Annotated in this window: 20 protein-coding genes; 13 read left to right on the forward strand and 7 right to left on the reverse strand. The window is 67.2% G+C overall.

Going from position 1 to position 23,166, the window contains the following annotated elements; genetic code table 11:
- Window positions 1-122: 122 nt before the first annotated feature.
- On the reverse strand, window positions 123-1,004 hold the full coding sequence (locus EV560_RS18570) for a DMT family transporter (protein WP_131857300.1): 882 nt from the start codon (window positions 1,002-1,004) through the stop codon (window positions 123-125).
- Between the two features lie 380 nt (window positions 1,005-1,384).
- On the opposite strand from EV560_RS18570, the gene EV560_RS18575 reads away from it, so the two are divergent.
- Together EV560_RS18575 and EV560_RS18580 are read left to right on the forward strand one after the other, a co-directional pair.
- The gene (locus EV560_RS18575; protein ID WP_131857301.1) at window positions 1,385-2,242 is read left to right on the forward strand and encodes a YihY/virulence factor BrkB family protein; all 858 of its coding nucleotides are present in this window, start codon (window positions 1,385-1,387) and stop codon (window positions 2,240-2,242) included.
- Between the two features lie 66 nt (window positions 2,243-2,308).
- Window positions 2,309-2,821, forward strand: coding sequence for a GNAT family N-acetyltransferase (locus tag EV560_RS18580; protein ID WP_131857302.1), 513 nt, complete (start codon window positions 2,309-2,311; stop codon window positions 2,819-2,821).
- Window positions 2,822-2,930: 109 nt separating this feature from the next.
- Here EV560_RS18580 and ccrA read toward each other — a convergent pair whose 3' ends face one another.
- Complete coding sequence (ccrA, locus tag EV560_RS18585) at window positions 2,931-4,208, reverse strand: crotonyl-CoA carboxylase/reductase (protein WP_131857303.1); 1,278 nt, start codon at window positions 4,206-4,208, stop codon at window positions 2,931-2,933.
- Window positions 4,209-4,405: 197 nt separating this feature from the next.
- On the opposite strand from ccrA, the gene EV560_RS18590 reads away from it, so the two are divergent.
- Both EV560_RS18590 and EV560_RS18595 read left to right on the forward strand, forming a co-directional pair.
- Window positions 4,406-4,717, forward strand: a complete 312-nt coding sequence (locus EV560_RS18590; protein ID WP_131857304.1) for a GlsB/YeaQ/YmgE family stress response membrane protein — start codon at window positions 4,406-4,408, stop codon at window positions 4,715-4,717.
- Window positions 4,718-4,806: 89 nt separating this feature from the next.
- The gene (locus EV560_RS18595; RefSeq protein WP_131857305.1) at window positions 4,807-5,175 is read left to right on the forward strand and encodes a DUF4180 domain-containing protein; all 369 of its coding nucleotides are present in this window, start codon (window positions 4,807-4,809) and stop codon (window positions 5,173-5,175) included.
- A 98-nt stretch (window positions 5,176-5,273) separates the two neighbouring features.
- Here EV560_RS18595 and ubiG read toward each other — a convergent pair whose 3' ends face one another.
- The gene (ubiG, locus tag EV560_RS18600; RefSeq protein ID WP_131857760.1) at window positions 5,274-6,017 is read right to left on the reverse strand and encodes a bifunctional 2-polyprenyl-6-hydroxyphenol methylase/3-demethylubiquinol 3-O-methyltransferase UbiG; all 744 of its coding nucleotides are present in this window, start codon (window positions 6,015-6,017) and stop codon (window positions 5,274-5,276) included.
- Window positions 6,018-6,285: 268 nt separating this feature from the next.
- On the opposite strand from ubiG, the gene EV560_RS18605 reads away from it, so the two are divergent.
- Window positions 6,286-7,524 (forward strand): aspartate kinase, encoded by a 1,239-nt coding sequence (locus EV560_RS18605; protein WP_131857761.1) that lies wholly within the window; start codon window positions 6,286-6,288, stop codon window positions 7,522-7,524.
- 162 nt (window positions 7,525-7,686) lie between these two features.
- Here the strand turns inward: EV560_RS18605 and EV560_RS18610 are convergent, their stop codons facing one another.
- Window positions 7,687-9,273 (reverse strand): CYTH and CHAD domain-containing protein, encoded by a 1,587-nt coding sequence (locus EV560_RS18610; RefSeq protein ID WP_248312147.1) that lies wholly within the window; start codon window positions 9,271-9,273, stop codon window positions 7,687-7,689.
- 151 nt (window positions 9,274-9,424) lie between these two features.
- Between EV560_RS18610 and EV560_RS18615 the strand changes: the two genes are divergently transcribed.
- The 3 genes from EV560_RS18615 (at window position 9,425) to EV560_RS18625 (ending at window position 12,705) form a co-directional block, all read left to right on the forward strand.
- On the forward strand, window positions 9,425-10,468 hold the full coding sequence (locus tag EV560_RS18615) for a phosphotransferase family protein (protein ID WP_131857307.1): 1,044 nt from the start codon (window positions 9,425-9,427) through the stop codon (window positions 10,466-10,468).
- 145 nt (window positions 10,469-10,613) lie between these two features.
- Window positions 10,614-11,888, forward strand: a complete 1,275-nt coding sequence (locus EV560_RS18620) for an acyl-CoA dehydrogenase family protein (protein WP_131857308.1) — start codon at window positions 10,614-10,616, stop codon at window positions 11,886-11,888.
- A gap of 79 nt (window positions 11,889-11,967) precedes the next feature.
- Window positions 11,968-12,705, forward strand: a complete 738-nt coding sequence (locus EV560_RS18625; RefSeq protein ID WP_131857309.1) for a 2OG-Fe(II) oxygenase — start codon at window positions 11,968-11,970, stop codon at window positions 12,703-12,705.
- A gap of 124 nt (window positions 12,706-12,829) precedes the next feature.
- On the opposite strand, the gene EV560_RS18630 is transcribed toward EV560_RS18625, so the two are convergent.
- The 3 genes from EV560_RS18630 to EV560_RS18640 form a co-directional block, all read right to left on the reverse strand.
- Window positions 12,830-13,495, reverse strand: a complete 666-nt coding sequence (locus tag EV560_RS18630; RefSeq protein ID WP_131857310.1) for a transglutaminase-like domain-containing protein — start codon at window positions 13,493-13,495, stop codon at window positions 12,830-12,832.
- A 10-nt stretch (window positions 13,496-13,505) separates the two neighbouring features.
- On the reverse strand, window positions 13,506-14,297 hold the full coding sequence (locus tag EV560_RS18635) for an enoyl-CoA hydratase/isomerase family protein (protein ID WP_131857311.1): 792 nt from the start codon (window positions 14,295-14,297) through the stop codon (window positions 13,506-13,508).
- A 237-nt stretch (window positions 14,298-14,534) separates the two neighbouring features.
- Entirely contained in the window at window positions 14,535-15,734 is a 1,200-nt protein-coding gene (locus EV560_RS18640; protein ID WP_131857312.1) for a pyridoxal-phosphate-dependent aminotransferase family protein, read from the reverse strand.
- Window positions 15,735-15,884: 150 nt separating this feature from the next.
- Here EV560_RS18640 and EV560_RS18645 point away from each other — a divergent pair, with 150 nt between their 5' ends.
- The 5 genes from EV560_RS18645 to EV560_RS18665 all read left to right on the forward strand — a co-directional run bounded on the left by EV560_RS18645 (window position 15,885) and on the right by EV560_RS18665 (window position 23,110).
- The gene (locus EV560_RS18645; RefSeq protein ID WP_131857313.1) at window positions 15,885-16,628 is read left to right on the forward strand and encodes a GntR family transcriptional regulator; all 744 of its coding nucleotides are present in this window, start codon (window positions 15,885-15,887) and stop codon (window positions 16,626-16,628) included.
- A gap of 291 nt (window positions 16,629-16,919) precedes the next feature.
- Complete coding sequence (locus EV560_RS18650; RefSeq protein ID WP_131857314.1) at window positions 16,920-17,903, forward strand: Bug family tripartite tricarboxylate transporter substrate binding protein; 984 nt, start codon at window positions 16,920-16,922, stop codon at window positions 17,901-17,903.
- A 162-nt stretch (window positions 17,904-18,065) separates the two neighbouring features.
- Window positions 18,066-18,563, forward strand: a complete 498-nt coding sequence (locus tag EV560_RS18655; RefSeq protein ID WP_131857315.1) for a tripartite tricarboxylate transporter TctB family protein — start codon at window positions 18,066-18,068, stop codon at window positions 18,561-18,563.
- 10 nt (window positions 18,564-18,573) lie between these two features.
- Window positions 18,574-20,100 (forward strand): tripartite tricarboxylate transporter permease, encoded by a 1,527-nt coding sequence (locus EV560_RS18660; RefSeq protein ID WP_131857316.1) that lies wholly within the window; start codon window positions 18,574-18,576, stop codon window positions 20,098-20,100.
- A gap of 88 nt (window positions 20,101-20,188) precedes the next feature.
- Window positions 20,189-23,110, forward strand: coding sequence for an FAD-binding and (Fe-S)-binding domain-containing protein (locus EV560_RS18665; protein WP_131857317.1), 2,922 nt, complete (start codon window positions 20,189-20,191; stop codon window positions 23,108-23,110).
- The last annotated feature ends 56 nt before the right edge of the window (window positions 23,111-23,166 follow it).

A 23,166-nucleotide genomic window follows, 5' to 3' on the forward strand; every position in this document is an offset into this window, starting at 1 on the left:
AGCCAGAGGGCGGCGATGAGCCGGGATTGCTTACGCGCCCCATCCGCCTGGCCCCGGACGACCCGGAGCAACTCACAACATACAGGATTGCTTCGTCGGCTGCGCCTCCTCGCAATGACGGACTATTTACGGCTGGCGAGGACCACGCCGAGGATCGCCACGGCCATGCCGGCGAGCTGGGTCGGCGTCAGCGTCTCGCCGAAGAGCAGCCAGGCCTCGATCGCGACCGCCGGCGGCACGAGATAGAGGAAGGTCACGGTGCGCGAGACCTCGCCGCGGCGGATCAGCCAGAGATAGAGCCCGATGCCGCCAAGCGAGAGCGCGATCACCGACCAGGCCAGGACGAGGACCATGGTCAGGTTCCACTCGATCCGCATCGGCTCGAGCGCATAGGCGAAGGGCAAGGTGACGATGAAGGCCGTGAGATACTGCCAGGCGGTGACGGTGCGCAGGTCGCCCGAGACGACCCGGGCCTTCTGGTAGAAGGAGCCGAGCGTCACCGCGAGCATGCCGACGACATTGACGATGACCGGCAGCAGCACGGCTTGGAGCGCCGCCGGCTCGACGCCGACGAGCTTGGGCTCGAGCACGAGCGCAATGCCGAGGAAGCCGCAGACGATGCCGGCCCAGCGCACCGGCGAGATGCGCTCGCCGACGAGCATGGGCGCGAGCAGCGCGCTCAGGATCGGCTGCAGCCCGGCGATCAGGCCGGAAATGCCGGCGGGCAGGCCATGGCGCACCGCCCACCAGACGCCGCCGAGATAGACCGCGTGCAGCAGGATGCCGGTGACGATGCAATCGATGATCGCGCGGCCCTTCGGCCAGGGCGCGCGCATGGCGAAGGCGATCGCCGCGATCAGCAGCCCGGCCGAGGCATAGCGCACCAGCAGGAAGGTCAGCGGGTCGGCATAGAGGGCCGAATAGCCGGCGACGATCCAGCCGCTCGACCAGAGCAGCGTGAAGATCAGCGGCACCAGCCGCAGGAACGTGGTGGATTTGTACATTGAACCGACTTTCTGGCGGCCTGATAGGCCGAATAGCGACAGTTGTCGCCGCCATGGACGCCGACGGGCCATGTGCAAGGGAGCGGGCTCCCTTCTCCCCCTGCGGGAGAAGGTGCCCCGAAGGGGCGGATGAGGGGTCGCGCTGTCCTTCCCCGTGACGGGATGCCACGCACCGATGCTGCAATCGTCGCGCGACCCCTCATCCGTCTCGGCTTCGCCGATCCACCTTCTCCCGCATCAAAGTCGGCTGCTGCCGACTTTGACACTCGGGATTGCCCATCTCGGGCAAGCCCGAGATGGGTGGGAGAAGGGAGCCCCCTTGCACTTGCCGGCTTCGGCTCGCTGGGCACACAATCGGCACCCGCCCGCCGAGCCCGCCCATGTCGCTGCACAAAGTGCCCGTCACCGCCTTCGAGCGCTTCATCGCCCATGATTCCTGGGCGATCGCCAGCCATATCGCGCTGTCGGTGCTGATGTCGCTGTTTCCCTTCCTGATCGTGGTGACCGCCTTCGGCGGCATGTTCGGCTCGCGCGAGGCGGCCGACGAAGCCACCATGCTGCTCTTCGAGGCCTGGCCGCGCGAGATCGCCGGGCCGATCGCGCGCGAGGTCCGCTCGGTGCTGACGGCGACACGCGGCGATGCGCTGACGCTCGGCGCCGTGCTCGCGCTCTATTTCTCGTCCTCGGGCGTCGAAGCTCTCAGAATCGGCCTCAACCGCGCCTATGAGGCCTATGAATGGCGGGCCTGGTGGCATACGCGGCTGGAATCGATCCTCTATGTGATCGGCGGGGCGGTGTTCATGCTCGCCTTCGCCTTCCTCGTGGTGCTCGGTCCGCTGGTCCTGCGCGGCCTGATCGGCCTCCTGCCGGAGCTGGCGCCGCTCTCGGCCGCGCTCAGCTTCGTGCGCGTCGCGGCCGCGACCGTGCTGATCGTCCTGGCGCTGGTCGTGGCGCACCGGCTGCTGCCGGCGCGGGCGCCGCATATCAGGATCCTCTGGCCCGGTATCCTGGTGACGCTGGTGTTCTGGCTGATCGGCGGGCTCGGCTTCGGCTGGTATCTCGACAGTTTCGCCGACACCTATGTCACGACCTATGCCGGGCTCGCGACGGCGATGATCGCGCTCGTCTTCCTCTACTGGCTGGCGGCGATCTTCCTCTATGGCGCGGAGCTGAACGCGGCCTATGCGCTCGCCCGCAAGCCGCGGGCCGATCCCGGCGAGGCGATCGGCTCGCTCTGAGCGTCGGCCGCGACGAACCAGGTCGCACGCGTTGACGCGCTGTCCCATGGCTGGTTGTCTGCGGCCATGATCGAGACGTCACGCCTGCTCCTGCGCCCGCATGCGCTGGAGGATTTCGAGCCCTGGTACGCGATGTTCTCGGATCGGGAGCTGTTCCGCTTCATCGCGGCGCCGCAAATGTCGCGCGAGGATGCCTGGAACCGGCTGCTGCGCTATGCCGGGCACTGGTCGCTGCTCGGCTACGGCATGTTCGCTGTCTTCGACAAGGCGACGGGCCAATTCATCGGCGATGTCGGCCACGCCGATTTTCACCGCGAGCTCGGCGCCGGCTTCGACGGCTATCCCGAAGCGTCCTGGATCATGGCGAAACCGGCGCATGGCCGTGGCCTGGCGGCCGAGGCGGTCTCAGCGTGCCATGACTGGATCGCCGGGCGGCACGCTCCGGCCCGCACGGTCTGCATGATCAACCCCGAGAACGCCGCCTCGCTCCGGCTCGCGGGCAAGCTCGGCTATCAGCTCTTCGACAGCCGGACCTACAAGGGCAATCCCTGCCTGATGCTGGAACGCGTAGCCCCCTAGCAGCTAACGCGCAGAGCGCTGCGCGTCCTTTCGGACGTGACGTGGCGCTCTGTCTTCCTGGGAGCATCGGATCGATCCGAAAAGTGCACCCCACTTTTCGGTCCGATGCTCAGCCGCCCAGCGCCTCGGCCACGTCCTCGAAACTGCGCAGCCCGGTACGGGGAGCATAGACCAGCACCGCCATGTTGCCGGGCGCGTGCTCGTTCTTCCACATCTTGTGATGCGCGAGCGGGATCTTGTCCCAGGGGAAGACCTCGGACATGCAGGGGTCGATGCGCCGGTCGAGCACGAACTGGTTGGCGGCGCTCGCCTGCTTGAGATGGGCGAAATGCGAGCCCTGGATGCGCTTCTGCCGCATCCAGACATAGCGGGCGTCGAAGGTGATGTTGAAGCCGGAGGTGCCGGCGCAGAACACGATCATGCCGCCGCGCTTGGCGACGAGGCAGGAGACCGGGAAGGTGACCTCCCCGGGATGCTCGAAGACGATGTCGACATCCTTCTTGCCGGTGATGTCCCAGATCGCCTTGCCGAACTTGCGGGCCTCCTTGGTCCATTCGGCATATTCGGGCGAATTGACCTTGGGCATCTGGCCCCAGCAGTTGAACTCCTTGCGGTTGATCACGCCCTTGGCGCCGAGGCCGAGCACGTAGTCGCGCTTGCTCTCGTCGGAGATCACGCCGATCGCATTGGCGCCCGAGGCGGCGCAGAGCTGCACGCCGAAGACGCCGAGCCCGCCCGAGGCGCCCCAGATCAGCACATTGTCGCCCGGCTTGATCGTATGCGGGGCGTGGCCGAAGAGCATGCGGTAGGCGGTCGCCAGGGTCAGCGTGTAGCAGGCCGCCTCCTCCCAGGAGAGATGCTTCGGCTTCGGCATCAATTGCCGCGACTGCACCCGGCAGAACTGGGCGAAGGAGCCGTCCGGCGTCTCATAGCCCCAGATGCGCTGGGACGAGGAGAACATCGGGTCGCCGCCATTGCATTCCTCGTCGTCGCCATCATCCTGATTGCAATGGACGATGACCTCGTCGCCGACCTTCCAGCGCTTCACCTTGGAGCCGACGGCCCAGACGATGCCCGAGGCATCGGAGCCGGCGATGTGATGCGGCGCCTTGTGGACGTCGAAAGGCGAGATCGGCTGGCCCAGGCCCGCCCAGATGCCGTTATAGTTGACGCCGCCGGCCATCACGAGCAGCAGCACCTCCTCCTCGCCCACCGGCCAGGTCGGCACGACCTCGATCTGGAAACTGTCCTGCGGCGGGCCATGCCGCTCGCGCTTGATCGCCCAAGCGTACATGTTCGCCGGGACATGGCCGAGCGGCGGCAGTTCGTTGAGCTCGTAAAGGTCCTTCAGCGGCGCCCGCGGCGGCGCTTCCTGCAGCGTGGACATGGCCTTCTCCCTTTTATCCCGCCGTGAAAGGCCCGACGGCTTTGGAGGGGATCATGGCGCCTAATGCTGCGCTGCGCCATCCCCCTTAGGAATCATACCGCAACGCAACAACAAGCCACCGGTGCACCGACTTGTTCCCGCATGGCTGCGGCATGGCGCTTGTGGTATTCTGGTCACGCAATCGCTGGAGCAGCATCATGCGCTCACTCCTGCAGCTGCTTGGCCTACCGAATCTGCCGGCCCCGGAACTGGCCGTCCTCGTCGGCCTCGTGGCTGTCGGGGCGCTGCTGCTTGGCTGGATCGCCGACATCATCCTGCATGAAGCCGGTTTCGGCGTGATCCTCAACGGCGTGATCATCATCGTCGGCGCGATGCTTGGCGTGATGCTCTGGCAACGGCTCGGCCTGCTGGTCGGCAGCAACCAGTATTTCACCGCGGCGATCATCGCCGCGACCTCCGGGATCGTCCTGCTGATCTCCTGCGGCGTCGGCAAGCGCCTCGTCGCCTGAGCTCCGGCCATGTTGGCGGGCGGCGTGATCGGGCTGGGGTGGCCGATAGCGGCTTGCCTTGCCGCCACCGAGCCCCGACAGTCCCTCGCATGGATATCTGCAAAGAGCTTCACGGCACGCGCGTGCTGATCTGCGGCGAAGACGGCCCCATGCTCGCCGGCGAGCGCGATGTCGGCGATTTCCTCGGCGCCGCCTGGGCCGAGGATGCGAGTCTGGTGGCGATCCCGACGGCGCGCATCGGCGCCGATTTCTTCCGGCTGCGCACACGCGTCGCCGGCGAGATCGTCCAGAAATTCGTCAATTACCGGATCCGGCTCGCCATTATCGGCGATATCTCGGCCCCATCAGCCGAAAGCCAGGCTCTGCGCGACTTCGTCCATGAAGCGAATCAGGGCGAGGCCTTCTGGTTCCTGGACGATCTGGCGGCGCTGGAGCGCCGACTGGCAGCGCGGAGTTAGCGCATCGGCCCGAAAAGTGGCTAGCGGTTTTCGGGAAAAGCCGATGCGAAAACAAGAAGCTAGATCATGGCACCGGATACGATATCCGGTGCCATGATCTAGCCAGCCCGACTCGCCGCCAGCATGTAATTGACATCCATGTCGCGCGCCGCCGACCAGCGGCCGGTGAGCGGATTGTAGACGACGCCGGTGCTCTCGCCGAGTTCCAGGCCGTTTGCCTCGATGGCGGCGCCAAGCTCGTCCGGCGTGACGAATTTCTCCCAGTCATGCGTGCCGCGCGGCAGCCAGCGCAGGACATATTCCGCGCCGACAATGGCGAGCGCATAGGATTTCAGCGTGCGGTTGAGCGTCGCCATGACGAGCAGCCCGCCGGGCTTCACCGCCGCGCAGCAGGCCGCCACGAAGGCGTCGACATCGGCGACATGCTCGACCACCTCCATGGCGAGCACGATGTCGAAGCGCCGCCCCTCGGCAACCAGCGCCTCGATGGTCTGCGCCCGATAGTCGATGGCGAGCCCGGATTTCTGGGCATGGGCGCCGGCGACGGCGATATTGCCCTCGGCCGGATCGAGCCCGGTCACCTCGGCGCCCAGCCGGGCCAGCGGCTCGGAGAGCACGCCGCCGCCGCAGCCGATATCGACCAGGGTCAGCCCGTCCAGCGCCTGGAGCGATTTCGGATCGCGGCCGAAGCGCTCGCAGGCAAAGTCGCGGATGAAGCCGAGCCGCACCGGATTGAATTTGTGCAGCACGGCCATGGGCCCTTTCGGGTCCCACCAGCTCTTGGCCATGGCGTCGAAGCGCGCGACCTCGGCCGGATCGATCGTCGAGCCTTCGCGTGCCATTGCTGCCATTGCCTCGATTCCCCGTTTACGCCGGCCGTTTCACAGCCGCATTGACACTTTCCGCGCCGCCCGTCATCTACACCCGCCCTTCGCTAGAGGACGCGCCGGTCGGATCGCCAGGCGAGCTGACCGGATCACGTGGTCTCTATCAAAGTTGGGAGGCGGATTCACTGATCAGGTTGACGCAACCCGATCGGATCCGGCTCCCGCGCGAGGGGACGTTTCGTCCCGGCCCGGCCGGGCGCTAGTTAGAGAGCCCTTGGACGCTATGGCCCGTCTGGTGATGAAGTTCGGCGGCACCTCTGTCGCCACTGTCGAGCGCATCAAGAACGCCGCCCGCCACGTCAAACGCGAATTCGACGCCGGCCATGAGGTCGCGGTCGTGGTCTCCGCCATGTCAGGCAAGACCAACGAGCTCGTCGCCTGGTGCAAGGAGGCGGCGCCCCTGCACGACCAGGCCGAGTACGACACGGTCGTCGCCTCCGGCGAGCAGGTCACCTCGGGGCTGATGGCGATCGTTCTGCAGGGGATGGGCATGCCGGCGCGCTCCTGGCAGGGCTGGCAGATCCCGCTCTTCGGCTCGGACGCGCATGGCGCCGCCCGGATCGAGGGCGTCGACGGCGCCGGCATCCTCGCCGGCTTCGACCGCAACCGCGAGATCGCGGTCTGCTCCGGCTTCCAGGGCGTGAACCCGCGCACCAACCGCATCGTCACGCTCGGCCGCGGCGGCTCCGACACTAGCGCGGTCGCGCTCGCTTCCGGCCTGAAGGCCGATCGCTGCGACATCTACACCGATGTCGACGGCGTCTACACTACCGATCCGCGCATCGTTCCGAAGGCGCGGCGCATGGACAAGGTCTCCTTCGAGGAGATGCTGGAAATGGCCTCGCTCGGCTCGAAGGTGCTGCAGGTGCGCTCGGTCGAGATCGCCATGGTCCAGCGCGTGCCGACCTATGTGCGCTCCTCCTTCGACGACCCCGAAAACCCCAATTCAGGCACACTTATCTGCGACGAGGACGACATCGTGGAACAGCAGATCGTCACCGGCATCGCCTTCTCGCGCGACGAAGCCCAGATCACGCTCCGGCGCGTGGCCGACAAGCCGGGCGTCGCGGCAGCGATCTTCGGGCCGCTGGCCGACGCCAATATCAATGTCGACATGATCATCCAGGTCGTCTCGGACGACCAGGCGACGACCGACATCACCTTCACCGTGCCGACGGCCGATTACGAGCGCGCCAAGACGCTGCTCGAATCGAAGCATGACGTCATCGCCTACCAGGACATCCAGGGCGCGACCGACGTGGTGAAGATCTCGGCGATCGGCGTCGGCATGCGCAGCCATGCCGGCGTCGCGGCACGCGCCTTCCGGGCGCTGGCCGAGAAGGGCATCAACATCCGCGCCATCACCACCTCCGAGATCAAGTTCTCGGTGCTGATCGATGCGGCCTATACCGAGCTCGCAGTCCGCACGCTGCACTCGCTCTACGGGCTCGACGCGGCCTGAGGCCCAGACGTCAGTGCGAGCACCCGGGTCTTGCCTTCGGCAAGCCCGAGTACAGGCTCCGCGAAGCAATCCAGGGGCGGCAGTGCTGTACGCCTCCTGGATAGCTTCGTCGCTGACGCTCCTCGCAATGACGGCTTGCCGTGGCCTGCTGCCTCGGCGCCATCAGGCCCAGAAGGGCGTCGTCGCCTCGAATTTCCGCCATCGCTTCAGCAGGCCCTTGGCCGCCTCGACCTGCTCGCGCCGCTGCCAGCCGATGACCGCTCCGATCGAGTAATGCAGCTCGGGCGCGGAGGTGCCGCGCCTGAGCGTGTCGAGCAGCGGCTGCGTCGTCGCTGCGTCATTGGCGGCGCCGAGCACGTCCTGGAGCTGCGAGAGCCGCTTCAGATATTTCCCGGCAGCAGGGACATCGGCATAGAGCGGCAGGAAGAACTCGCTGGTGTAGCGCAGCTTCTTCAGGGACAGCCTGAGCTCGTGCCGCGCCTCTGGCGAGAGCTGCTTGAAATGGCGGCCGCGCTTCAGTGATTTGCGGTGGCTGCGCGTCAGCACACGCCGCGCGAAGCTCTTCACGGGCTCGGCCAGCACCGTCATGGCTTCGCTGGCGACGCCGTTGCGCCAGCCGCGACGCTCGAGCAGGCGGCCGAAGGAGAGCAGGAAGCGATTGGTCTGCGACCCCGCGAGCATCTCGCGCACCACGACATAGCTTTCCGCCCGAAACGGCTCGGCGGCGTTGCGCAGGCCGGCAATATCGATATCCGGCAATCCGGCCTTCTCGATATCGGCCAGTGTGTCGGTCGCGAAGACGTCCCAGTTGCGGGCGGGGCCGAGCACCCGTGCGAGCCGCCTGGCCTCCTCGGCGACCGGACCGAGCGCCGTCGGCCCGAGCTCGCGGCGGATCAGCGTCAGCGCCGTGCGCAGGCGGCGCAGCGAGACCCGCATCTGGTGGACGCCCTCGGGATTGTCGCCGAATTCGACCGGGGCGAGATTGGCCATGAGCTGGTGCTGTCCGTTACCGAGGATCTTGGCGATGGCGGCGTCGACATTATCCTCCGCCGTAATGGCGACGGGCTCGGCCTTGGCGGCCTTGAACTCGGTATTGCGGGCGAGCTTGTAGCCGCGCGCGGCCTTGGTCGCGGTCTCGACCTGCAGGGGCGCGAGATCGAGCAGCGAGAGGCCGATCTCGTAGAGAATGGCGGCATCGCCGGCCTTCAATTCGAGCTCGATCTCGGACAGCTTTTCGCTGCGCTCGCCGGCGGCGATCACGCCCTCGTCGAAGGCGATCTCGACCAGGGCGCTGTCGAACTGCACCTTCTGGATGCGGCGGCGGACCTTGCTGCTGAAGACCGGCCTCAGGACCTCCGCGCGCAACCCGTCGAGCGGCGCTCCTATCTCCGCGACCGGAAAACGCGAGAGATCGATATGCTCGTCATCGACGGGCGTTTCCCATTCCTGCCGCGCGAGCGGATTGTCGCCGGAGGCCGCGCGCTTCAGCGTCTGGATATGGCGCTGGCCGCTGCGGCGCACCCGCAGCGAGATGCCGTGGCGGTCGAGCAGGCAATCGGGCGTGTCGTAATAGACCGCCTCGAGCCTGCGCACGATGCCCTGGTTGCGCGCATGCTGGGTGATGACCGGCGCCTGGCGGAGTTTGTCGAGCATAGCCGGCGTCCCCCGCAGCTTCAGCTCGACCTCGTGCGGCGCCTTGTCCTGAGCGTTCGGATGTCCTGGTGCGCCCGGCAGCGCCGGGTTCGGCATGTCGTCCAAGCATCCCTCCCGAGCGCGCCTTTATGGCAGTTAGGTGACAGTAGCCCCGCATCTGCGGCGCTGTCACCAGCGCCGTGATGTGCGGCGCCGATTTTCACGGGGCGCGTTGACCGGCGCCCCTGCCCTTACGAGAATGCCGGCCATGTCCGCCGGTTCCCCAGCCTCCGCTCCCGAATTCGATGCCAACCGGCTCGACGATTTCCTGCACGGCGCCCTGCCCGGCCGCGCCGGCGGCAAGATGGAACTGGAGCGGATCAGCGGCGGCCAGTCGAACCCGACCTTCTTCGTCTCCTATCCGGAGATCGGAACGCGGCTGGTGCTGCGCAAGAAGCCGCCCGGACCGCTCCTGCCCTCGGCCCATGCGGTCGACCGCGAATACCGCATCCTGAAGGCGCTGTCCGGCTCTGCCGTGCCGGTGCCGCCGGTGCTCCTCTTCCATGGCGAGGACGATGTCGTCGGCACGCCCTTCTACCTGATGGAGCGGCTCGACGGCCGCGTCTTCCACGACACCGCCCTGCCCGGCATCGCGCCAGCAGAGCGCAGGCAGATCTATGTCGCCATGGCCGAGACGCTGGCCGCGCTGCATCGTTTCGACTGGCAGGCGGCCGGCCTTTCCGATTACGGCAAGCCCGGCAATTACTATGCCCGCCAGCTCGCGCGCTGGGGCCGGCAATGGCGCGAGACCAGGACGCGCGACATCCCGGCGATCGACCGGCTGATCGACTGGCTCTCGGCGCATCTCGACGCGAGCGAGGAAACCACCATCGTCCATGGCGATTTCCGGCTCGGCAACCTGATGTTCGCGCCCGACGGGCCGCACGTGATCGCGGTGCTCGACTGGGAGCTCTCGACGCTCGGCCATCCGCTTTCGGACGCCGCCTTCTCCTGCCTGCCCTGGCATTCCACCCCGGCCATGTATGCCGGGATCGTCGGGCTCGACCGCGAAGCCTTGGGCATCCCGAGCCAGGCCGAGTATCTCGAGCGCTATTGTGCCGCGGCCGGGCGCATGGATGGTCCCGGAACCTTCCATATCGCCTTCTCGCTGTTCCGCTTCGCCGTCATCCTCGACGGCATCGCGGCCCGCGCCAAGGCTGGCAATGCGGCGGCGGAGAATGCGGTCGCGGTCGGCGAGATGGCCGAGAGCTTCGCGGGACAGGCCGAAGCGGTTATCGAGAGCGCCGAGTGAAAATCGTGACTTGCCGTCATGCTCGGGCGGAGCGAAGCGCAGACCCGGGAAACTCTCGACGAGGACGCGCTGGCGGGCGCCTCGCTTGTCCTGAGATGCTCGGGTCAAGCCCGAGCATGACGCCCCGGAGCTGAGGAGAAGCGCTATGGATTTCGCCTATTCCGACAAGGTCGAGGCGCTGCGGGCGCGGCTGCAGGACTTCATGGACGCACATGTCCAGCCGGCCGATGCGGAATGGAAGCACGAGGTCGAGGCCGGGCGCTATCCGATGGCGCTGATCGACGGGCTGAAGGCCAGGGCCAAGGCGGAAGGCCTGTGGAACCTGTTCCTGCCGGCGCTCAAGCCCGACGAGCCGGGCACGCGGCTCGCCAATCTCGAATACGCGCCGCTGGCCGAGATCATGGGCCGGATCTTCTGGTCCTCGGAAGTGTTCAACTGCAACGCGCCCGATACCGGCAACATGGAAATCCTGCACATGTTCGCCACGCCGGAGCAACGCGAGCGCTGGCTCGATCCGCTGCTCAACGGCGAGATCCGCTCCTGCGTCGGCATCACCGAGCCCGGTGTCGCCTCCTCCGATCCGACCAATCTCCAGACCACGATCCTGCGTGACGGCGACGATTACGTCATCAACGGCCGCAAATGGTGGACGACCGGTGCTCTGCACCCGAACGTCAAGTTCTGCATCCTGATGGGACTGTCGGACACGCGGCCCGATGCCGATCCGCATCGGCGCCATTCGATGGTGATCGTGCCGATGGATGCGCCGGGGGTGACGGTGATGCGCAACCTGCCGCTGCTCAACCATTATTCGCCGGAAGGCCATACCGAGACGGATTTCACCGAGGTCCGCGTGCCCGCCGCCAACCTGCTCGGCGAGGAAGGGGCGGGCTTCGCGCTGGCGCAGGCACGGCTCGGGCCCGGCCGCATCCACCATTGCATGCGCACGATCGGGCAATGCGAGGTCGCGCTCGAGCTGATGGTCGAGCGCGCGCTGCAGCGGAAGGCTTTTGGCCGCAACATCGCCGATTACGCCAATATCCAGGACTGGATCGCCGAGGGGCGCATGGAGATCGACCAGGCGCGGCTGCTCTGCCTGCGCGCCGCCTGGATGATGGACAGGCACGGCAACAAGGCGGCGCGGACCGAGGTCTCCGCGATCAAGGTCGTAGCGACGCGCCTGCAGACCAAGATCGCCGACCGGGCGATCCAGGTCTTCGGCGCCGGCGGGCTCTCCAACGATACGCCGCTCGCCTTCATCTATAGCTGGGGCCGGGCGCTGCGCTTCATCGACGGGCCGGACGAGGTGCATCTGCGCACGGTCGCGCGTGCCGAGATCAGGAAGCGGCAGGCGAGCAATCGCAGCACCATGGCCGAGCAGGGTGTGAAGCTGCCCTATCTGAAGCCGGTGGCGCCATAGAACGAGCCAGAAAGCGGGTGGCTGCATCGCGCCCCGCCATGTGAGCCTCTCGCGACATTCCCCGTCGAAGGAGGCGACCATGCCCGCTCTCGCAAAACAGCTCGCCCTGCCCCCGCCCGCAGCCCGCATCGACGATCTCGACTGGGCGCGCATCGAGGCCGAGCTGGATTCCCATGGCGTCGGCCTGACCGGCCCGCTGCTCACGCAAGAGGAATGCGCGGGCCTCGCCGGGCTCTACCCCGACGAGAGCCGTTTCCGCAGCCGCATCATCATGTCCAGGCACGGCTTCGGCAGCGGCGAATACCAGTATTTCGCCCATCCGCTGCCGGAGATACTCGCGGCGCTGCGCCCAGCCGTCTATGCAAGGCTCGCCCCCGTCGCCAATCGCTGGAACGAGGCGCTCGGCATCGCCCAGCGCTATCCGGCGAGGCTCGAGGCGTTCCTCGGCCTCTGCCATGAGGCCGGGCAGAAGCGGCCGACGCCGCTGCTGCTGAAATACGGCGCGGGCGACTATAATTGCCTGCACCAGGACCTCTATGGCGACCTGTTCTTCCCGTTCCAGATGGTGATCCTGCTGTCGCAGCCGGGCGAGGATTTCACCGGGGGCGAGTTCACGCTGGTCGAGCAGCGCCCGCGCATGCAGTCGCGGCCGGAGGTGGTGCCGCTGATGCGGGGCGAGGCGGCGATCTTCGCCGTGCAGCACCGCCCGGTGCAGGGCACGCGCGGCACCTACCGGGTCAACCTGCGCCATGGCGTCAGCCGCGTGCGCTCGGGCGAGCGCTATACGACCGGGCTGATCTTCCACGACGCCAGGTAGGAGGCGACGACACATTCCCCGTCATTGCGAACGCAAGCGAAGCAATCCAGGAGGCGTAGCGCGCGACGGCCCTGGATTGCTTCGTCGCTGCGCTCCTCGCAATGACGGCGGGGACAGCCAGACCCTAGTGCATTGCCTCTTTTTCCATGCTGCCGCGCATGCCGCCGGGGATGCAGAGCTTTGGGTAGAGCCTCGACATCTCACGGATCAGGAACTTCACCGGCACGTCGAAATAGGCGCCATGGTCGGCGAGATAGGCCATGAAGGTGCGGCCCTGGCTGTCGAAACTCTGCAGCAGCGCGTCGGCCTTGCCGTCGAAGGGCAGCGGCGCGACGCCGAGCCTGTCGCAGAGCGTCTCGTTGAAGGTCGGCGAGGCCTTGAGCCAGGTCTCGCCGAGATAGACCTCGGTATAGCCGTGATAGGCGAAGACATCGGTGCCGACGGCCGCGAGCAGGCGCGGCGTGGCGAGATGATTGCGGACATCGGCGAGGCCGACCCGCGCGGGAATGCCGACCACCCGGCAGAAGGCCGCGTAGAGCGCCGCCTTGCCGACGCAATAGCCGGTGCCCGCCTCCAGCACGGCGCTGGCGCGATAGGTCCCCGGATTGAGGTAATCGCCGTAGGGATCGTAGCGGATGCCGTCGCGCACCGCGTCGTAGAGGATGCGGGCCTGCTCGAGCGGGTCGCTGATGCCGGAGGTGAGCAGCTTCGCCTCGGCGATGATCGAGGGATGGTCGCTGTCGACGAATTCGGCGGGGCTCGTGAAGAGCGTGCGGTGGCTGTCCTGCATGATGATGGTCTCAGCGGCCGGTGAAGCGCGGCGGGCGCTTGTCGAGGAAGGCGGCGACGCCCTCGGTGAAATCGGCCGAGGCGGCCGAGGCCAGGAAGGCCTCGCGCTCGGCATCGAGCTGCTCGGCGAGGCTGCGATCGCCGGAGGCTCCGAGCAGGGTCTTGATCCGGCCATAGGCCAGGGTCGGCCCGTTGGCGAGCCGGCGAGCGAGATCGAGCGCGACATTGCCCGCCATCTCGTCGCCGACGACGCGATTCACGAGGCCGAGCCTGAGCGCCTCCCTGGCCTCGATCGTCTCGGCGAGCAGGGCGAGTTCCTTGGCCTTCTTCATCCCGACGGCGCGGGCGAGATGATAGGTGCCCGAGCCGTCCGGCGTCGCGCCGATGCGGGCATAGGCGAGCGTGAACCTGGCGCTCTCGGCGGCAACGGCGAGATCGCAGGCGAGCGCGAGGCTGAAGCCGGCGCCGGCGACGGCGCCATGCAGGCAGGCGACGCTCGGCTGCGTCAGGCTGTCGAGCAGGCGCAGGCCCTTATGCAGCGGATCGATGATCGCCATGATCGCGGCCTGCGGGTCGCCGCCCGCCGTGAATTGCGAGACGTCGCCGCCGGCGCAGAAACCCCTGCCCTCCCCCTTCAGCAGGATGACGCGGATATCGTCACGCCCCGAGATCTCCTCGATGCGCGCGAGAAAGGTCTCGGCCATCTCGGCGTTGAAGGCGTTCAGCACCCCGGGCCGGTTGAGCGTGAGAGTCGCGACGCCGGACTCGACCGCAAGCAGGACGGAGGTGGAGGATTCGGGCATACGGCGGGTTCCGGGCAACGGCGCAAGCGCCGCTTGTAGCACGGCCGCTTCCGCCGATGTCACCCGCGTCCTTAGACGAAGGAGGGTGTGATGAGATGTCGACCGTCGGACACCTGGCCTTGAACCACCGCCGTCGTTGCGAGCGAAGCGAAGCAATCCAGGGCCGCCGAGCTCTCCGAATCTGGATTGCTTCGCTGCGCTCGCAATGACGGGATTGCCCTTTCGCCTCCGGCGAGATCAGGCCACCGCCGCCCTCGGTGCATTCGCCGCGTCGCCGCCTTCCAGCAGCGCCATCGCGGCCTGCACGCCGCCGCTGCGATGCGGCACGCCGGCTGCCGCGAGCCCCATCTCGACGCCGGAAAGCGCGCCGATCAGGGTCAGCTCGTTGCACTCGCCGAGATGGCCGATGCGGAAGACTTTTCCGGCGACCTTGCCGAGGCCGGAGCCGAGCGAGATGTTGAACTTCTCCAGCGTGACCTTGCGGTAATGGTCGGCGTCATGGCTCGGCGGCATCAGCACCGCCGTCAGCACCGGCGAGTATTCGGCCGGGTTCTGGCAGAGCACCTCCAGCCCCCAGGTCTCGACCGCCTTGCGGGTCGCGGCGGCGAGGCGCTTGTGGCGGGCGAAGACATTGTCCAGCCCCTCCTCCTGCAGCATCGTGACCGCTTCCTTCAGGCCATAGAGCAGGTTCGTCGCCGGGGTGTAGGGGAAGAAGCCGCCGGCGTTGGGCTTCAGCATTTCCTGCCAGTCCCAGTAGGAGCGCGGCATCTTGTTGGTCCTGGACGCCGCCAGCGCCTTTTCCGAGACCGCGTTGAAGCTGATGCCCGGCGGCAGCATCAAGCCCTTCTGCGAACCGGAGACGGTGACGTCGACCTGCCATTCGTCATGCCGGTAATCGACCGAGGCGAGCGAGGAGATCGTGTCGACCATGAACAGCGCCGGGTGCTTGGCGTTGTCGATCGCCTTGCGGATCTCGGCGATGCGGCTGGTCGAGCCGGTCGAGGTCTCGTTATGCACGACCATGACCGCGGCGATCTTGTGCTCGCGATCCTCGACGAGCCTCGCCTCGATCGCGGCCGGATCGGCGCCGCGGCGCCAGTCGCCGGGCAGGAACTCGACATTGATGCCCCAGCGCGTCGCGATATTGCGCCAGAGCGTGGCGAAATGGCCGGTCTCGGCCATCAGCACGGTGTCGCCGGGCGAGAGCGTGTTGACGATCGCCGCCTCCCAGGCGCCCGTGCCGGAAGCCGGGAAGATCACCACCGGCTGCGTCGTCTTGAAGATCGCCTTGCTGCCTTCCAGGACGGCATGGCCGAGCCGGGCGAACTCGGCGCTGCGATGGTCGATCACCGGCATGTCCATGGCGCGCAGGATGCGGTCCGGCACCGGGCTCGGACCCGGAATCTGCAGGAAGTGACGACCCTGCTGCGTGGCCATGGCGTTTCTCTCCTTCTTGGCGCGGCGGCTCGTCGCCGCTTGATCGCGATCTTTTTGCATTCATTCTGTGGATTTGCAATATAACGATGGAACGCAAGAATGCCGTGCGCGATCTCGACAGGGACCGCGCCATCCCCTAGCGATGACATGATGACAGCGACGATGCTCGACAGCGCGGATGTAGACCTGGCCCCCGAGGAGAGCCGCAGCGAGCCCCTGCGCGGCTCGGCCTCGCTGCATGACGGGCTGCTGGCGGCCCTGCGCGACTATATCGTCGAAGGCAATCTGGCGGATGGTGCGCGCGTGCCCGAACGCCTGCTCTGCGAGAAATTCGGCATCTCGCGCACGCCGCTGCGCGAGGCGCTGAAGGTGCTGGCGGCGGAGGGGTTGATCGACCTCCTGCCCAATCGCGGCGCGCGTGTGCGCTCGCTCAGCAGCGAGGATCTGCGCGAGCTTTTCGACGTGATGGGCGGGCTCGAGGCCCTGGCCGGGCGCCTTGCCTGCGAGCGGATCAGCGACGAGGAGGTCGCGCAGATCGAGCAGGTCCATCACGACATGTACCGCTTCTATATCCGCCGCGACATGCACGGCTATTTCCAGTGCAACCAGGCGATCCACCGCATGATCGTCGAAGCCGCAGGCAATGCGACGCTGTCGGCGACCTATGCCAATTTCGCCGGGCGGATCAGGCGCGTGCGCTATTCCGCCAATCTCGACAAGGAGCGCGACCGCTGGGGCGAGGCGATGCGCGAGCACGAGGCGATCCTCGACGCACTGCGCCGGCGGGCCGGCAGCGAGCTCAGCGACATCATGTTCCAGCACCTGCGCAACAAGCGGAAGGCGGCGCAGCATATCGGCGAGGCGCAGGCGCTGGAGGGGGACGCCTCGCGCTAGGGCGCAGCCTCCCTTCTCCCCTTGCGGGCGAAGGTGGCAGCGCGAAGCGGTGACGGATGAGGGGTCGCGCGACGGTCGAAGCGCCGGCGCCTGGCGAACTCCCTCATCGGACAGCGCGGCGCGACCCCTCATCCGGCGCTTCGCGCCACCTTCTCCCGCAAGGGGAGAAGGAAGGGCCGAACTCCGCCTTCAATCCGGTCGTCTTCACTTTTCGGATTGAATGCAAAATTTTTTGATTCTAGGCTCCCTCCCATAGCGCCGTCAGAGTGCATCACTGGGAGGATCTGGAAGATGAAGCAGCATTGGCTTGCCGCATGTGCGGCGCTCGTTGCCGGCGCCGGCCCGGCTTTGGCCTGGGAGCCGACCAAGGCGATCGAGATCGTCGTGCCCTTCGCGGCCGGCGGCGCCTCCGACCAGATGGCGCGGACGATGCAGGGCATCATCCAGAAGCACAACCTGACCTCGCAGCCGATCATCGTCGTCAACAAGCCGGCCGCCGGCGGCGCCGAGGGCATGCTCGACATCCAGAAATCCTCGGGCGATCCGCACAAGCTGATCACCACCTCGAGCGGCGTCTTCATGACGCCGATGGCGACCAAGCTGCCGCTGAACTGGACCGACTACACGCCCGTCGCGATGATGGCGCAGGATTCCTTCGTGCTCTGGGTCAACGCCAAGTCGCCCTACCAGAAGGTCTCCGACTTCATGGAGGCGGCCAAGAAGGCGGCGCCGCCGCTCAAGGTCGGCGGCACCTCCTCGAAGCGCGAGGACAACCTGATCGTCTTCGCCATGGAGAAGGTCGGCGGCGTCAAGCTCGCCTTCATCCCGCATAACAGCGGCGGCCAGACCACGACCCAGCTCGCCGGCAACCATATCGAGGCCAGCACCAACAACCCGGCCGAGGATGTCGCCAACTGGCGCGGCGGCGCGACGCGCCCGCTCTGCGTCTTCTCGGACCAGCAGATGACCTACAAGGAGCCGGTGGCCGACGGGAAATCCTGGGCCGATATCCCGACCTGCCCGTCGCAGGGACTGAACGTCACCTACCAGATGCTGCGCGGCATGTTCATGCCCGGGAAGGTCACCAAGGACCAGCAGGCCTTCTACGTCGACATGTTCAAGAAGATCTCGCAGACGCCCGAGTGGAAGGAATATCTTGCCCGCTCCGCGCTGGTGCCCGACTATCGCGACGGCGAGGCCTTCGTCGCCTTCCTCAAGGAGGACGAGGCCAAGCACGAGAAGCTGATGAGCGAAGCCGGCTTCATGGCGAAGTGAGCGGTCCGTCGTGGCCAGCTACGCTGCACCCGACCACGCCGTCATCCCGGCCGGAGAGCAGCGTAGCGCCGGGATCCATCATAAAGCTCCGGAGCCCTGCGATGGATCCCGGAGCGGCGCGGCTTCGCCGCTCGTCCGGGATGACGCCGAGGGAGATCGCTGATGTCGAACCCAGCTGAAACCGAGCCTGAACCCGGCCTCTCGCGCCGCCCGGTCGAGATCGTCACCGCGCTGATCCTGATTGGGCTCGCCGGACTCGTGCTCTGGGATTCCTATGGCCGCGGCGCCGGCTGGGATAATGGCCCGGAGAACGGCTTCTTCCCGGCCCGCGTCGGCTGGCTCTTCCTGGCGGCCTCGCTCTTCATCCTGGTCCAGTCCTTCCGCTCCGAGAACAAGATCTTCGTCACCTGGGAGCAGCTCAAGCAGGTCACCCGCGTGCTCGGGCCGCTCGTGCTGTTCGTCGCGCTGATCCAGCCGCTCGGGCTCTATGTCGCCTCCGCGGCCTTCATCCTCGTCTTCATGGGCGTGGTCGGGACCTCGCGCTGGTGGAGCATCCTGCTCACCGCGATCCTCGTGCCGATCGTCTGCTTCTGGGTCTTCGAACTGCAATTCCGCGTGCCGCTGCCCAAGGGGCCGCTCGAAGCCGCGCTCGGCTATTGAGAGGTGATCGATGGATGATTTTGCCTCGCTGATCACCGGCTTCCAGGTCGCGTTGTCCTGGCAGAATGTCGGCTTCATGGCGATCGGCGTGGTGCTCGGCATCATCGTCGGCGTGCTTCCCGGGCTCGGCGGCCCGAACGGCGTCGCGATCCTGCTGCCGCTCACCTTCGGCATGGACCCGACCTCGGCGATCATCCTGCTCTCCTCGATCTATTGGGGGGCGCTGTTCGGCGGGGCGATCACCTCGATCCTGTTCAACATCCCCGGCGAGGCGTGGTCGGTCGCGACCACATTCGACGGCTACCCGATGGCGGTGCAGGGCAAGGCGGCGGAAGCGCTGACGGCCGCCTTCACCGCCTCCTTCATCGGCGCGCTCGCCGGCGTGGTGCTGATCACCTTCGTCGCGCCACTGGTCGCCGAGTTCGCGCTGCGCTTCGGCCCGGCCGAGTTCTTCGCCGTGTTCCTTTTGACCTTCTGCTCCTTCATCGGCATGGGCCGCGAGAACCGGGCCAAGATCCTGGCCTCGCTCTGCATCGGCTTCCTGCTCGCGGCGGTGGGTCTCGACTCGATCTCGGGCGACCTGCGCATGACCTTCGGCTCGACCGAGCTGATGCGCGGCTTCGACTTCCTGATCGTCGTCATCGGCCTGTTCGGCGTCAGCGAGATCCTGCTCACCGTCGAGGAAGGCCTCGTCTTCAAGGGCAAACAGGCCCGGATCGACCTGATGGTCGTGCTGCGGACCTGGGCCGGGCTGCCGCGCTACTGGCTCACCCTCGCCCGCTCCTGCCTCGTCGGCATGTGGATGGGCGTGACGCCGGGCGGCGCCATCGCCGCCTCGTTCATGGGCTATGGGCTCGCCAAGCGCTTCTCCAAGCGCGGCAAGAATTTCGGCAAGGGCGAGATCGAGGGCGTGCTGGCGCCGGAGACCGCGGCGCATGCCGCCGGCACCTCGGCGCTGCTGCCGATGCTGGCGCTCGGCATTCCCGGCTCGGCGACGGCCGCGGTGCTGCTCGGCGGCCTGCTGGTCTGGGGCCTCCAGCCCGGCCCGATGCTCTTCGTCGAGCAGAAGGATTTCGTCTGGGGCCTGATCGCCTCGATGTATCTCGGCAATCTCGCCGGGTTGATCATCGTGCTGGCGACCGTGCCGCTCTTCGCCGCGATCATGCGGATTCCGTTCTCCTATGTCGCGCCGGTCATCCTGATCGTCTGCGCCATCGGCGCCTATACGATCTCGAACTCGATCTTCGACATCTGGCTGATGCTGATCTTCGGCGTCGTCGGCTACGTCTTCAAGAAGCTCGATTTCCCGCTGGCGCCACTTGTGCTGGCCCTGGTGCTGGGCGACCGGGCCGAGGATGCGTTCCGGCAGGCCCTGCTCGGCTCGGCCGGCAGCCTCAACGTGTTCTACGCCAACGGGCTCGTCACGACGCTGGTCGTGCTGGCGCTGATGCTGCTGTGCTGGGGGCCGGTCTCGGATCTGATCGGCGCCGTGCGCAATCGCGGACGCGCAAGCAAGGCGGCGGAAGCGGCCGAGTAACTTGTACGAGCTATCACACCGTCATCCCGGACAGGCAGCGATGCTGCGCGGGGCCGGCGTTCTGATTTCAAGACTGGACTGACACGCGATGACCCATGCCGCTCCCCTCGCCAAGCAGGGCTCGCGCAATCTCGGACTGGAACGGCGGCTTGCCCAGGCGCTCGAAGGCGAGGTCCGCTTCGACGCCTTCACCCGCGGCCGCTACGCCACCGACGCCTCGATCTATCAGATCATCCCGCAGGGCATCGCGTTCCCGAAGACCGAAGCCGATATCGCCGCCGCGCTCCAGATCGCGGCCGAGCACGGCGTGCCGGTGATCGCGCGCGGCGGCGGCACCTCGCAGAACGGCCAGCCGATCGGCGATGCGCTGATCCTCGACATGAGCCGGCATTTCAACGCGATCCGCGACTATGACCCGGCCTCGGGCACCGTCTCGGTCGCGCCCGGAATCGTGCTGGAGCAGCTCAACGGCTTCGTGAAAAAGGACGGGCTGTTCTTCCCGGTCGAGCCCTCGACCGCGAGCCGCTGCACCATCGGCGGCATGGCCGGCAACAACTCGTCGGGCGCGCGCTCGCTGCGCTACGGCAAGATGGTCGACAATGTCCTCGCCCTGCGCGCGCAATTCCATGATGGCGAGGCCTTCGCGCTCGGCGACACGCCCGTCGGCGACAATGCCTCCGTGCGCGCCCGCGATCTGATGACCCGCATGCTCAAGCTCGCCGACACGCATCGCGACGAGATCGAGCGCATCTTCCCGAAGGTGCAGCGCCGCGTCGGCGGCTATAATCTCGACGAATTGCTGCCGGCGCGGCCGAACCTGTCGCATCTCCTGGTCGGTTCGGAGGGCACGCTCGCCATCACCACCGAGGCGACGCTGAAGCTCTCGGCCTTGCCGACGCATCGCGTCATGGGCGTCTGCCATTTCCCGAGTTTCCGGGCGGCGATGGAGACGACGCAGCACGTCGTCGCGCTCGGGCCGGTCGCGGTCGAGCTCGTCGACAATAACGTGCTGGTGCTCGGCGCCGATATCCCGCTCTTCGTCAGGACGCTCGCCGACATCACCAGGGGCACGCCGAACTGCCTGCTGCTGGTCGAGTTCGCCGGCGACGATCTCGATGCGCTGAAGCGCGACCTCAAGCGGCTCGACCAGTGCATGGCCGATCACGGCTTCGCCGATGCGGTGGTCGAGGTGATCGAGCCCGCCCGGCAGAGGCCGGTCTGGGAGGTGCGCGAGGCCTGCCTCAACATCATGATGTCGATGAAGGGCGACGGGAAGCCGGTCTCCTTCATCGAGGATTGCGCCGTCCCGCTCGAGCATCTCGCCGATTATACCGACGCGGTGACCGAGCTTTTCGCCAGCCATGGCACGCGCGGCACCTGGTATGCCCATGCCTCGGTCGGCTGCCTGCATGTCCGCCCGATCCTCAACATGAAGGACGAGGCCGGCGTGAAGGCGATGCGCGGCATCGCCGAGGCCGCCTGCGATCTCGTGCGCCGGTTCAAGGGCTCCTATTCCGGCGAGCATGGCGACGGCATCTCGCGCTCGGATTTCGTCGAGCCGATGTTCGGCGCGACGCTGACGCGGGCCTTCGAGGAGGTGAAGGACGGGTTCGACCCCCAGAACTCGCTCAATCCCGGCAAGATCGTCCGCCCCTATCATATGGACGACCGCTCGCTGATGCGCTTCCCGCCCGGCTATGCCACGCCGATCCCGGCCGAGACGGCGCTCGACTGGTCGGATTGGGGCGGGCTCGGCGGCGCCGTCGAGATGTGCAACAACAACGGCACCTGCCGGAAGATGGCGGGCGGGACGATGTGCCCGTCCTACCGCGCCACCAAGGACGAGCAGCACCTGACGCGCGGGCGGGCGAACACGCTGCGCCTCGCCATCTCCGGCCAGCTCGGCGAGGACGCCTTCACCTCGCAGGAGATGAAGGAGACGCTCGATCTCTGCGTCTCCTGCAAAGGCTGCAAGCGCGACTGCCCGACCGGCGTCGACATGGCGCGGATGAAGATCGAGTTCCTGCACCATTACCACGCCCGCCACGGCCTGCCGCTGAAGGAGCGGCTGATCGCCTATTTGCCGCGCTATGCGCCCTGGGCGGCAAAGCTCGCGCCGCTGATGAACCTGCGCGACCGGATCCCGGCGTTGGCGAGGCTCTCGGAACGCTGGCTCGGCTTCAGCGCCCGGCGCTCGCTGCCGGTCTGGCGCAAGCCCTGGGCGCAGGGCGGCAAGCCGGCGAATGCGTCGGACGTAAAGGGCGACGGGCGCGACATCGTGCTCTTCGGCGACACGTTCAACCGCTATTACGAGCGCGAGAACCTTGAGGCGGCCGAGCGCGTGCTGGCGGCCGGCGGCTATCGCATCCACAAGGTCGAGCCGGCCGATGGCGGCCGCCCGCTCTGCTGCGGCCGCACCTTCCTCTCGGCAGGGCTGGTCGACGAGGCGCGGGCCGAGGCGAAGCGGACGCTCGAGGCGCTCTCGCCCTATATCGCCAAGGGCGCCCGCATCGTCGGGCTGGAGCCCTCCTGCCTGCTGACCTTCCGCGACGAGTTCGGCGCGATCCTGCCGAAGGCCGAGAGCGAGCCTGCGGCCAAGGCCGCCTTCCTGCTGGAGGAGTTGCTGGCTGATGATCTCAAGGCCGGCACGACCACGCTGCCGCTGAAGGATCAGGGCGGCCGCGTCGCGCATCTGCACGGGCATTGCCACCAGAAGGCCTTCGCGGCGATGGGCGCGGTCGAAGCGACCTTACGCGCCATTCCCGGGCTCGAGGTGAAGCCGATCGAGTCGAGCTGCTGCGGCATGTCCGGCGCCTTCGGCTATGGCGCCACGACGATGGATGTCTCGCTCGCCATGGCCGAGCTCTCGCTGCTGCCGGCGGTGCGCAAGGCGGGCGCCGGTGACCTCATCATCGCCGACGGCACGAGCTGCCGCCATCAGATCCATGACGGCGCGAGCCGCGAGGCGCTGCATGTCGCCCGCGTGCTCGACATGGCGCTGGAGGGCTAGCGGATGCTTCGCTCACAAAGTCCGGTCACCCGCCGTCATTGCGAGGAGCGCAGCGA

The sequence above is a fragment of the Allobosea sp. BK604 genome, from assembly GCF_004341515.1.
Classification (GTDB): Bacteria; Pseudomonadota; Alphaproteobacteria; order Rhizobiales; family Beijerinckiaceae; genus Allobosea.